The following is a 12,124-nucleotide window of genomic DNA, read 5'->3' on the forward strand; positions in this document are numbered from 1 at the left end:
CTAAAACGAAAAAACCGCCCCGTTAAGGGCGGCTTTTAGAAAAACGTGTGCTGCGATTAAGCAGCGCGCTGGCCGCCACCGCCGCCACCTGGACGACGCTTGCGATGGAATGGACGCTTTGGCTTTGCAGCCGCTTCGCCGTTTGCTGGCTTTGGTGCTGGCGTTGAACGATTTTCGCCAGACTTGGCCATCTTGTTGGCCGGACGACGATGCTTCTGTGGCACGCTGTGCGATCCGGGTTTACGATCCGAACGTGGTTTGTCTTCAGCATCATCAAACTTTGGCGCCGGTGCTGGTGCGAGCTTGACGGGCGCTTCCTTGATGGTGAGCTTGCTGCGCGTGACGCGTTCAACGGCACGAAGCTTTGTATCTTCCGTTGCAGCATCATAAAGCGTGATCGATGCGCCGCTTGCGCCGTTACGGCCCGTACGGCCAATGCGGTGCACATAGGTTTCCGGCTCGTCCGGCAGGTCATAATTGACCACATGGCTAATGCCCGGAACGTCAATGCCGCGTGCGGCGATGTCGGTTGCAACCAGAATGCGCAATGTGCCATCGCGGAAGCCGTTCAGCGCGCGCTGGCGGGCGTTCTGTGATTTGTTGCCGTGGATCGCTGCAACATCGAAACCGTCACGTTCGAGATGACGCACAACCGCATCGGCACCGTGCTTTGTACGGGTGAACACGATAACGGATTTCATGGTCTTGTCGCCCAGAAGACCGGAGAGCAGACGACGCTTTTCCTTGGTTGGAACAGGGTGCACAACCTGAGTTATTTCAGCCGCTGTTGTGCCCTGTGGAGCCACTTCAACGCGAACCGGATCACGCAGCAGGCTCTGTGCGAGTGCTGCGATTTCCTTTGGCATGGTTGCCGAGAAAAGTGCGGTCTGACGGTTTTTGTGCGTGCCCTTGGCAATGCGCTTCACATCATTGATGAAGCCCATATCAAGCATACGGTCAGCTTCATCGAGAACCAACCAACGGGTTTCCGAAAGATCAATGCAGTTCTCACGCACCAGGTCAGTCAGACGGCCAGGTGTTGCGATGAGAACATCAACGCCGCCCTGCATGCGCTTGATCTGGCTCAGGCGCGATACGCCGCCGAGAACGAGCGCAGTCGAAATATGCGCCTGCTTGGCAACGGTACGGATCGTTTCTTCGATCTGCACGGCCAGTTCGCGGGTTGGTGCAAGGATCAGCGCGCGTGCCGTCTTACCCTTGCGCTTGTCGCCAAGCCCAATGATTTTCTGCAGGATCGGCAGGCTGAAGGCAGCAGTCTTGCCGGAACCTGTCTGTGCGATGCCTAAAATATCGCGACCTTCCAGCTGATGCGGAATGGCCTGTGTCTGGATCGGCTTTGGCTCGGTCATACCAGCAGCTTCAACGCCTTTAAGGAGTACGCCAGTAACGCCAAGAGCGGCAAAGCCGCCAATGTTTTCAGTAGTCAATTTAAACTCTTTCGGCGGCACCGCAAAATTGCAGTCCGCTTTAAAACTTCGGACAAGCGCAACTTGCCGAAAAATAGCTTTGTGATGATACGACGGGACGCCGGAAACATCCGGTCGACTTGCGCTGCCGTGCCCGAAACCAGTCGGGTCTCCCCTGCTCTCAGACCATTCTGACTGCAAGAGGCGAGACGCAACAAGTCCGATTCCGGGAAGGCTGAAACAGTTCAGCCCATGCGCCTGAGCAGGCATATGGGGCGTTTTACCCCAAAAAGCAAATGATTTTTATTTAATGCTTTGTCAGATGATGAAATCTGCAAGCACCTGATTGTCCGTTATATCCTGATAGGCCCATCCGGCTTCGGCAAATTTCTTTTCGAGAATTTTGAAGTTCGCCGCATTCTTGGTTTCAATGCCGATCAGGACGGAACCGAAATTGCGTGCGGATTTCTTCAAATATTCAAAGCGGGCCACGTCGTCTTCCGGACCGAGCAGATCAAGGAATGAGCGCAGTGCGCCGGGACGCTGTGGGAAGCGGAAGATGAAATATTTCTTCAGACCTTCATAGCGAAGCGCGCGTTCCTTGACGTCCGGCAGGCGTTCAAAGTCAAAATTGCCGCCTGACACGACGATAACAATGCGCTTGCCTTTAAGTTCGCTTTTCTTGAAATCTTTGAGCGCATCAATGCCAAGCGCGCCTGCGGGTTCAAGGACCACGCCTTCGATATTTAGCATTTCAACCATTGTCGAACATAGGCGGTTTTCTGGAACCGTGATGACAATATCTTTGTCGAAGCCTTTGAGAAGCTTGAAGTTTTCTTTGCCGATCTCTGCCACAGCTGCGCCATCGACAAAATTATCAACCTGACTGAGCTTGATCCGTTTGCCTGCTTCAAGGCTGCCTTTGAGGCTCGCAGCACCTTTAGGCTCGACAAAGCGGTAGGCAATTTTCCAGCCAAGGCCATCGAAATATTGGGTCACACCTGCCGACAAACCACCGCCGCCAACTGGCAAAAACACAAAATCCGGCTTTTTGCCATCCGGCAGCTGGCGCTCGATTTCGAGCGCAACAGTCGCCTGCCCTTCGATAATGCCAGCATGGTCAAAAGGCGGTACCATTACGCCCTTGTTTGCCTCCGCATAGTCTTGCGACGCGGCATAGCAGACATCGAAAATATCGCCGATGAGCTTGATTTCGATAAATTCTGCACCGAAAGCGCGGGTCTTGTCGATTTTCTGCTGCGGTGTTGTCACCGGCATGAATACCACGCCTTTACGACCGAAGTGTCGGCAAGCAAAGGCAAAACCCTGAGCGTGATTGCCTGCTGAGGCGCAGACAAATATCGCATTTTCGTCGGCAGTTTTCACCGCGCGTGAAATGAAGTTGAAGGCACCACGTATCTTATAGGAGCGAACCGGCGTCAGATCTTCGCGCTTGAGCCAAATTTCCGCGCCGTATTTCCGTGAAAGATAGTCATTGCGCTGCAATGGCGTCTCTGGAAAGAGCGCACGCATGGCAGTTTCAGCTTGAGCTACGGCTTTTACGAAGGCGTTCATCAATCAGCTTTCTGCATTCTCTTGAAGATTTGCGCATCGCTACATTGCTTTACTGTTTCAAACAAGCTTGAAACAGTAAACATGAGTAAAAACGCAATGTTTTATCAGGGAAGATAGGTGGTGCGGTCGGCGGGACTTGAACCCGCAAGCCTAAAAGGCGACGGATTTTAAGTCCGTTGCGTATACCAATTTCGCCACGACCGCAGCTGAGGAATTCTATGTCATGATTTGTAAAACAAATTCAAGCTGTTTTGAACGCTTACAACAACTGGTTTTGCTGACAGTGGATATTATTCAATAAATTGTTCGCAACGATTTTTTAGAATGTAAGCTCGTGTAAAAGTGAATGATCATATGCGGGCGCGTTAGTTTGAGAATTATAGAAAATCAGTTGCAGCTTGTGTCAGCCACGGATTAACTGTGATGAAACAGAATGGAGTCTGGGCATGACGACTATCCCGCAAAAAGCCGTTACCGCTGCAATGCTTGCCATTGGCGATGAGCTTCTCTCAGGGCGCACGAAAGACAAGAATATAGGCCATCTGGCCGAGGTTCTGACGGCCGCAGGAATTGATCTTAAAGAGGTTCGTATCGTTGCGGATGATGAAGATGCCATTGTTGCAGCCCTCAATGCGTTGCGTCCGGGATATGACTATGTCTTCACTTCCGGCGGCATTGGTCCGACCCATGACGACATCACTGCGGATGCCGTATCGCGCGCTTTTAATGTGCCTTGTATTTATGATGAAAAGGCGATGACCCTTCTGGCAGAAACTTATGCCAGACGTGATTTGGAGTTTACCGACTCTCGCAAGCGCATGGCGCGCATGCCTGACGGGGCAGAGCACATCGACAATCCCGTATCCACGGCGCCCGGTTTTCATATTGGCAATGTCTATGTCATGGCGGGGGTGCCTTTGGTCTTTCAGGCGATGCTCGACAATGTTCTTCCAACGCTTAAAACTGGCCGTAAGCTTTTGTCCAAAACTGTTCCCTGCCCGTTTGGCGAAGGCGTCATTGGCGCCCCTCTTTCGGCAATCCAGAAGGAAAATCCTGAAACGATTATCGGTTCTTATCCGAAATTCGAAAATGGAAAATTCAGCACAGAGCTTGTTGTTCGCGGCAGCGATGAGACCAAAATCGATTTGGCAGTGTGTGCAATTGAGGCGATGATTATCACCTTGCAGACGCAAGGCGCAGCTTGAGCCCAGGATTTTTGCCTGTTTGTCGGAATGAATTGTTATATACTAAAACGGAAAATAGCCGGAAGGAGATCGGATATGTCCTATAAGACGGTGGTGGCTTATGCCCGTAGTGATGCCGAGTTAAAGCGGGTTTTGTCGGCGGTCGCATTGTTGACGCGCAAAACGCCTGACATTCACGTCATCGGCCTTTATTCGGTTCCCTCTCCTATCGTGTACGCTGATCCCAATGGTTTCATTGATCCGGGCATGTTTGAGTTGCATGACAAGCAGCATAAGGAAATCTCCGAACGCCTGAAGCTGCTTTTCGAAGAAGAGATGCGCCGTCAGGCTGTGCATCACGAATTCCGCGTCACACGCTCAGAAACCGGTACGGCTGCGGATGGTGTGCTGACATCCTGCCTTGGCGCTGAACTGCTGGTGGCTGGCCAGCCAGATCCCGACGATCCGGCAACCAATGATGAAACCGCCGACACACTTGTTTTCAATTCGAGTTGCCCGGTTCTGCTGGTGCCGCACGCGCCGATTTTGCCAATGGAAGCGATTGATCGCATTGTTGTGGCATACAATGGCAAGCGGGAGCCCGCACGCGCTGCTTTCGACGCCAAGCCACTTATGAAAAATGCGAGCCGCACGGAAGTCATATGGATTGATCCGCCGGAGCGTGAAAGTGAAGACGAAGCCCTTGCCGGAAGTGAACTGGCGCAGGCCTTGTCACGCCATGGAATCGAGGCCAGTGTTACACCGCTCGCATCCAATAGCCGCAATGCACAGGATGTGCTGCGTGAGCACATCATTGCACAGCGTGCAGACCTTCTCGTTATGGGGGCTTACAGCCACTCACGATTGCGCGAACTGGTTTTTGGCGGTGTTACACGCTCCATGCTCAATGAACTGCCAATTCTGACGCTGTTTTCGCGTTAAACAAATAACACGTCTGACCGGGCTGCTTCGCGCGGTCTGGTGCAATATTTTTGGCGTGGAATGAACATGTCGTCTCACGCCGCTCTTGCGCTACAGGTATTTTTGCGGTTATCAGCATCACCCGGCGCTGACTGTGCCGGGCGGAAAGCCTTTCCTTGTTGTGCAGCATGCACATGAAATGCTGTGCGCGCATAGAGGAAAGCTGCAGATCCAGACAGTTCAGCGCGAATGGCAAGCGTCATCGCGCATTTTTGGTTTGATTAAGTCCGGAACGATGTTTTCGGATTTTCCATGGAGCGTTTTGATGTCGTTGCCCGATAAAGCCTTTCCCGTTTCCTGGGATCAGTTCCACCGTGACGCCCGTGCGTTGGCCTGGCGTATTGCAGATATGGATCGCGAATGGCGTGCGATCGTTGCGATCACGCGCGGTGGGCTGGTTCCTGCTGCAATCGTTTGCCGTGAACTCGGGATTCGTTTGATCGAAACTGTCTGCGTTGCATCTTACCATGATTATACATCGCAAGGCGAAATGGAAATTCTCAAGGGAATCAGCGCGCCGCTTCTCGAAAATGGCGGTGAAGGCGTGATCGTGGTCGATGACCTGACCGACACCGGCAAAACAGCAGCTATTGTTCGTGAGATGATGCCAAAGGCGCATTTTGCCACCGTTTATGCGAAGCCAAAAGGCCGTCCATTGGTCGATACATTCGTAACCGAAGTTTCGCAGGATACGTGGATTTATTTTCCATGGGATATGGGTTTCACCTATCAAGAACCTATTGCTGGCGGAAAACGCGGCTAAACGAAAAAAAATGAAAGGTGATTGCGGTGGTAAAGCGACCGCAATCACACTATATTGAAAGTCGGCCGGAAAGCGGTGGAGGCGTATCACTGATCTTTTATTGAAAGCGAAGTGATCGTTGTTTTTATTAAGTCATTGAAAATAAATATTTTTTATAGTTTTGTTTCAAGGGGCTGCAAACAAATCCATTGTCATTTCGGAGAATCAATCCATTCTGTTTGGAAAATGGTGGGACTTTCGCGGTGAAAACACAGGCTAAAAAATTTGTTGCAACGGAGAAGCGTATTCTGACGCCTTCTGGTCGTTTGCAGCAAGTTGCGGCACTTGTGTATCGTTTTCATGCGGACGATCTGCAAACTCTGCTTATCACCAGCCGCGGTACGGGCCGCTGGATTATCCCCAAAGGGTGGCCACAGGTTGGGCGCACGCTTGCAGAAACTGCCGCACGCGAGGCTTTCGAGGAAGCTGGTGTTCGCGGTGAGATTTCGTCACGCCCTATCGGCAGCTTCGAATATTGCAAAAACGATCTTCCGCCTGAAAGCATCAATCAGTTTTCAGTGGCCGTCTATACACTACACTATGTGGAGCGCGCCAAAGACTGGCCAGAGCGGGAGATGCGTGTGTGTGAGTGGGTTTCGCCGCTCGAGGCTGCAGAACGCGTCGATGAAATTGATCTGAAACGGATTCTTCTTGATTTTGACGGTTCGCTGACGGCGGCGGCTGCCGAATAATAGCTTTTGGTGGGAAAGGAACCCTGCCCCTTCTTATTGTGCAATAGGTTACCCGCGATTTGTCGTCCAAAATTTGAACCCAGTTCCGGGATCGGGATTAAAGACATGCTTTGTGTTGCTGATTGGCATGTGTCTTGGAATTAAATACGCCGAGCTTCATATATCTGTCATTCTCCCCGTTATCCACATTTCGCCTAGCGGCTTAATCACAATATCTAGCGCCGGGGGCTTAATGGTAAACCAAAGCTTGACGCTCATGTCCGAGTCGTTTTTTATAACGACATCGTTGCGTTAGTGGCGTGGCCGAGCGTAAAGAATTTATCGGTCTTTTTTTCAAATCAGTGTAGTGGACAACGGGCGTTGCGTCGAAAAGGCGTGGATCGCACGAGGTTTTTTGCGTCTGAAATTTGCTATGTCAGCGCTGCGTGGCGGATGAATTTTATTGATGCCAATGACGTATTAATACTAGATTTAGTATTTTGGGTCATGGTAATATACCAGATGAGGGAAGCCTTGTCCGCAAGCTTGGATGAAAGCGGTCTTTTGGCCGTGGCGTTGTTTGGGTTTCGCATGATCGAAATCGATTGAAAGAATTCTCGAGGAGCCAGCTCCTCAATCATGATTGTCTTTTGATATATGAGGACATTCGAAGTGAATATGCAGGCACGTATCGTGGCTGGAATGCCGGGGCTGAAATTTTTCAGCGAGGCTACCATATATAGAACGTTTGGATGGGACAGATGAAGATCGAACGCCGTTTCACGAAAGAAAACCAGTCGGCTTATGCGGAGATCGAATTCCGTACGGTGACGAGTGAGATCAAGAATCCCGATGGCTCGGTGGTGTTTCGCCTTGAGGACATCAATGTCCCTGCGCAATTCAGTCAGGTTGCAGCAGACATTCTTGCGCAGAAATATTTCCGTAAGGCCGGTGTCCCTGCCCGTCTGAAAAAGGTTGAAGAAAACGACGTGCCATCATGGCTCTGGCGTTCTGTGCCTGATGAAGAGGCTCTCGCGAAACTTTCGGAAGATGAGCGTTTCGGTTCTGAAATGGATGCTTGTCAGGTTTTCGACCGTTTGTCCGGCACATGGACCTATTGGGGCTGGAAGGGTGGCTACTTCGATTCGGAAGAAGACGCGCGCGCCTTCCGCGATGAGCTTGCTTATATGCTTGCGACGCAGCGCGTGGCACCAAACAGCCCGCAATGGTTCAACACAGGCCTGCATTGGGCCTATGGCATCGACGGCCCTGGGCAGGGTCACTTCTATGTTGACTGGCAGACCGGTAAGCTGACAAAATCCAAGTCCGCTTATGAACATCCGCAGCCGCATGCCTGCTTCATTCAGTCGGTTGGCGATGATCTCGTCAATGAAGGCGGCATCATGGATCTCTGGGTCCGTGAAGCACGTTTGTTCAAATATGGGTCCGGCACTGGCTCGAACTTCTCGCACCTGCGTGGCGCGGGTGAAAAGCTTTCGGGCGGTGGCAAATCGTCTGGTTTGATGAGCTTCCTGAAAATTGGCGATCGTGCAGCGGGCGCAATCAAATCAGGTGGTACAACACGTCGCGCCGCCAAGATGGTGGTTGTCGATATTGATCACCCGGATATTGAAGAATATATCGACTGGAAGGTGAAAGAAGAGCAGAAAGTTGCGGCTCTTGTCACGGGCTCCAAGATCGTCAAGCAGCATCTGACTGCCATTATGAAGGCTTGCGTTAATTGCGAAGCAGACAATGACGATTGCTTCGATCCATCCAAAAATCCGGTTCTCAAGCGCGAAATCAAGGCTGCAAAAAAGAATCAGGTTCCTGAAAACTACGTGAAGCGTGTTATTCAGTTTGCACGTCAGGGCTACACGGACATTGAGTTCAAGACCTATGACACGGACTGGGATTCTGAAGCCTATCTGACTGTTTCGGGACAGAATTCAAACAATTCGGTTTCGCTCAAGGATGAATTCCTGCGCGCTGTTGAAAACGACAGCGATTGGAACCTGACTGCGCGCCGCGATGGTCGCGTTATGAAGACGCTCAAGGCGCGCGATCTTTGGGAAAAGATCGGTTATGCAGCCTGGGCCTCAGCTGATCCGGGTCTGCATTTCAACACCACAATGAATGATTGGCACACCTGCCCTGCGGCTGGCCCAATCCGTGCGTCCAATCCGTGCTCGGAATATATGTTCCTTGATGACACGGCTTGTAATCTGGCGTCGATCAATCTGCTGACCTATCGCAATAAGGATGGCTCGTTCGATATTAGTGCTTATGAGCACACTGCGCGCCTTTGGACGATGGTTCTCGAAATCTCGGTGATGATGGCGCAGTTCCCTTCCAAGGAAATCGCCCGTCTGTCTTATGAATACCGTACACTCGGCCTTGGCTATGCCAACATTGGCGGCCTGCTGATGACATCCGGCATTCCTTATGACTCAGACGAAGGTCGTGCGATCTGCGGTGCACTGACCGCAATCATGACCGGCGTTGCCTATGCCACATCTGCTGAAATGGCGAAGGAGCTGGGTGCTTTCCCAAGCTATGAGCCGAATGCTGAAAGCATGCTGCGCGTTATTCGCAATCATCGGCGTGCTGCTTATGGTGAAAATGACGGTTATGAAGGTTTGGCCGTTAACCCGGTTGGTCTGATTGCCGAAAATTGCCCTGATCAAGACATGATCGCGCATGCACGTGCTGCCTGGGACAAGGCGCTGGAACTGGGCGAAAAGCACGGTTATCGCAATGCGCAGGCAACGGTTATCGCGCCGACCGGCACGATTGGCCTTGTCATGGATTGTGACACGACCGGTATCGAGCCTGACTTCGCGCTGGTGAAGTTCAAGAAGCTTGCCGGCGGTGGTTATTTCAAGATCATCAACCGCGCTGTTCCTGAAGCACTGCGCACGCTTGGTTATTCGGAAAGCCAGATTGCTGAAATCGAGGCTTATGCTGTCGGTCACGGCAATCTTAATCAGGCACCGGGTGTCAATCCTTCAACACTGAGGGCCAAGGGCTTTACGGACGAGAAGATTGAAGCACTGAATGCCGCTCTCAAGAGTGCGTTTGACATCAAATTCGCTTTCAACAAGTGGACGCTGGGCGAAGATTTCTGCAAGGACATCCTGAAGCTGACCGATGAGCAGCTCAACGACTTCTCGTTTGAAATGCTGCCAGCGCTTGGCTTTGCCCGCAAGGATATTGAAGCAGCAAATGTTCATGTTTGCGGTGCGATGACGCTGGAAGGTGCACCGTTCCTCAAAGAAGAGCACTATCCGGTTTTCGATTGCGCCAATGCCTGTGGCAAGATCGGCAAGCGTTATCTCTCGGTTGAAAGCCATATCTGGATGATGGCTGCGGCGCAGCCGTTCATTTCGGGCGCGATTTCCAAGACGATCAACATGCCGAATGAAGCAACGGTTGAAGACTGCAAGAGCGCTTACATGCTTTCATGGAAGCTGGCACTCAAGGCGAATGCACTTTATCGCGATGGCTCCAAGCTTTCGCAGCCGCTTAATGCGTCGCTGATTGCAGATGATGAAGATGAAGATGATGCGGTTGATGCACTGATCGAAGCGCCAGCTGCTGCGCGTGCCGTTCACGTCACCGAGCGTGTTGTCGAAAAGGTCATCGAAAAGATTGTTCATGAGCGGGAAAAGCTGCCGAACCGTCGTCAGGGGTACACACAGAAGGCTGTTGTTGGCGGTCACAAAGTTTATCTGCGCACAGGTGAATTTGGTAATGGTCGTCTTGGCGAAATCTTTATCGATATGCATAAGGAAGGCGCTGCTTTCCGTGCGATGATGAACAATTTCGCAATCGCTGTGTCGCTGGGCCTGCAATATGGTGTGCCGCTTGAAGAATATGTTGAGGCATTCACCTTCACCAAGTTCGAACCTGCTGGCATGGTGATTGGTAACGATGCGATTAAAACCGCAACGTCGATCATTGATTATGTGTTCCGCGAGCTGGCAGTTTCCTATCTCGGACGCAACGATCTCGCCCATGTTGATACGAGCGACTTCTCCAATACCGCACTTGGTAAGGGTATTCAGGAAGGCAAGACCAATCTTGTGTCGACCGGCTGGACGCGCGGCTACAAGCCAACGCTTGTCTCGACCACCCTGCCCGGTACAGAATCGAAGGGCTCGGCTGCTTCAACACCACAACAGGTGTCGAATGTAACGACGCTCAAGTCTTCTTCGGCTCGCTCGGCGACGGTTGGTCTTGTGACGGATGGTGCCACGGCCTTCAAGCGTGAGTTTGAAGAACAGCCGACACCCGCCGCTGAACAGGAAAATATGGCTGCAACGGAATTGTTCTCTGATAAGGCGGCTGCCGATGCAGCGTCAGCTCGCGCAGAAACAACAAATGCTGCCAAAAAGCTTGAAGCGGATCGTCGTATCAAGTCGATGATGCAGGGTTACACCGGCGATAGTTGCACAGAATGCCAGAACTTCACCATGGTCCGTAATGGAACTTGTTTGAAGTGTGATACATGCGGCTCTACAAGTGGCTGCAGTTAAGATAGAGTAATATAAAGTATTAATGGCAGGCCGGTTAATACCGGCCTGTTTTATTTTTTATCTTTCATTTTTTCTATTCTTACTCACCCTTTTTGTATGAAAATTTTGAAAAAAATTGGAACCCCTCGCCATTCTCTACGTTTGTTTAGTGAAACCGAACGTATAAAGGAGATGGTTATGCTTAGAACAACACTTCTGACAACGACGTGTGCGCTGTTTATCGGAGGGGCAGCCTTCGCCCAGACAGCAGACCCAGCACCGATGGGAGCAGCCCCTGCGGCCTCGGAGCTTCCGGTTTCTTCTCAGAACATGTTCGGTAGTCCGCCTGCTGCGGAATCTGAAAAGATTGGCTTTGTCGAAGCCAAGGATGGACAGCTTCTTGTTTCGAGCTTTATCGGACAGACAGTTTATGAAAGTGACGCAGCCGATGCGGCGTCTGTTGGCAATCTCAACGATCTGATTGTAAGCCCTGAGGGCGAAATTCAGGCTGCTGTGATTGGTGTTGGCGGTTTTCTCGGCGTGGGTGAAAAGGACGTTGCGGTCAGCCCGGATCAGTTGCAGCTGGCAACCCGAAGCGATGGTAAAAAATGGCTGGTCATCAAGGCAAGCAAGGAACAGTTGACGGAGGCGCCGACCTTTGATCGTGGCGTGCTCTTCAAGGACGGTGTTGCAGATCCAAATGCAGCCGCTGAAATGAACGCACCAGCAACAACGCCTGCACCGGCAGCGCCAGATGCGACGGCACCTGCCACGCCCGCAACCCCTGCTCCGGCGCAGTAATTTGTTTCGGTATATCGAGAAAAATCCCGGCCTTTTGGCCGGGATTTTTTTGAAATAAAGTCGAAAGTGTCAACGGCGGAATAAAAACAGGCCAAATGGCGGTGTAAAATCAGGCCAGTTTATGCCGCAATCGGGGAACGTCGGAAGGGCGTAGCCCGACCAGAGT

General features: G+C 51.6%; 8 protein-coding genes and 1 tRNA gene. 6 read left to right on the forward strand and 3 right to left on the reverse strand.

Annotation, left to right across the window (positions count from 1 at the left end; all coding sequences use genetic code 11):
- Window positions 1–56 precede the first annotated feature (56 nt).
- The 3 genes from VBH83_RS15935 to VBH83_RS15945 form a co-directional block, all read right to left on the reverse strand.
- Entirely contained in the window at window positions 57–1,697 is a 1,641-nt protein-coding gene (locus VBH83_RS15935; RefSeq protein WP_396998577.1) for a DEAD/DEAH box helicase, read from the reverse strand.
- 48 nt (window positions 1,698–1,745) lie between these two features.
- Window positions 1,746–3,005, reverse strand: coding sequence for a threonine ammonia-lyase IlvA (ilvA, locus tag VBH83_RS15940; RefSeq protein ID WP_265984690.1), 1,260 nt, complete (start codon window positions 3,003–3,005; stop codon window positions 1,746–1,748).
- A 115-nt stretch (window positions 3,006–3,120) separates the two neighbouring features.
- Window positions 3,121–3,206: transfer RNA gene (locus VBH83_RS15945), tRNA-Leu, on the reverse strand.
- Between the two features lie 242 nt (window positions 3,207–3,448).
- On the opposite strand from VBH83_RS15945, the gene VBH83_RS15950 reads away from it, so the two are divergent.
- The 6 genes from VBH83_RS15950 (at window position 3,449) to VBH83_RS15975 (ending at window position 11,958) form a co-directional block, all read left to right on the forward strand.
- The gene (locus tag VBH83_RS15950) at window positions 3,449–4,207 is read left to right on the forward strand and encodes a competence/damage-inducible protein A (RefSeq protein WP_265984691.1); all 759 of its coding nucleotides are present in this window, start codon (window positions 3,449–3,451) and stop codon (window positions 4,205–4,207) included.
- 75 nt (window positions 4,208–4,282) lie between these two features.
- Window positions 4,283–5,128: a universal stress protein gene (locus VBH83_RS15955; protein ID WP_396998579.1), complete on the forward strand. Its 846-nt coding sequence runs from the start codon at window positions 4,283–4,285 to the stop codon at window positions 5,126–5,128.
- A 304-nt stretch (window positions 5,129–5,432) separates the two neighbouring features.
- Complete coding sequence (gene gpt / locus VBH83_RS15960) at window positions 5,433–5,930, forward strand: xanthine phosphoribosyltransferase (RefSeq protein ID WP_007875001.1); 498 nt, start codon at window positions 5,433–5,435, stop codon at window positions 5,928–5,930.
- A gap of 242 nt (window positions 5,931–6,172) precedes the next feature.
- Window positions 6,173–6,661 (forward strand): NUDIX hydrolase, encoded by a 489-nt coding sequence (locus tag VBH83_RS15965; RefSeq protein ID WP_265984693.1) that lies wholly within the window; start codon window positions 6,173–6,175, stop codon window positions 6,659–6,661.
- A 740-nt stretch (window positions 6,662–7,401) separates the two neighbouring features.
- Entirely contained in the window at window positions 7,402–11,178 is a 3,777-nt protein-coding gene (locus tag VBH83_RS15970) for a vitamin B12-dependent ribonucleotide reductase (RefSeq protein WP_396998581.1), read from the forward strand.
- A 177-nt stretch (window positions 11,179–11,355) separates the two neighbouring features.
- Complete coding sequence (locus VBH83_RS15975; RefSeq protein ID WP_265984695.1) at window positions 11,356–11,958, forward strand: PRC-barrel domain-containing protein; 603 nt, start codon at window positions 11,356–11,358, stop codon at window positions 11,956–11,958.
- Window positions 11,959–12,124: the final 166 nt, after the last annotated feature.

Source organism: Ochrobactrum sp. S1502_03 (assembly GCF_044435015.1).
In the GTDB taxonomy this organism is placed as follows: Bacteria; Pseudomonadota; Alphaproteobacteria; order Rhizobiales; family Rhizobiaceae; genus Brucella; species Brucella chromiisoli.

What these genes read in the sequence shown, in the direction of transcription:
- gpt (WP_007875001.1), top strand. Translation starts at nt 5,433, where the DNA reads ATGTCGTTGCCCGATAAAGCCTTTCCCGTTTCCTGGGATCAGTTCCAC.
- VBH83_RS15970 (WP_396998581.1), top strand. Translation starts at nt 7,402, where the DNA reads ATGAAGATCGAACGCCGTTTCACGAAAGAAAACCAGTCGGCTTATGCG.
- VBH83_RS15935 (WP_396998577.1), bottom strand. Translation starts at nt 1,697, where the DNA reads ATGCCTGCTCAGGCGCATGGGCTGAACTGTTTCAGCCTTCCCGGAATC.
- VBH83_RS15955 (WP_396998579.1), top strand. Translation starts at nt 4,283, where the DNA reads ATGTCCTATAAGACGGTGGTGGCTTATGCCCGTAGTGATGCCGAGTTA.
- VBH83_RS15975 (WP_265984695.1), top strand. Translation starts at nt 11,356, where the DNA reads ATGCTTAGAACAACACTTCTGACAACGACGTGTGCGCTGTTTATCGGA.
- VBH83_RS15950 (WP_265984691.1), top strand. Translation starts at nt 3,449, where the DNA reads ATGACGACTATCCCGCAAAAAGCCGTTACCGCTGCAATGCTTGCCATT.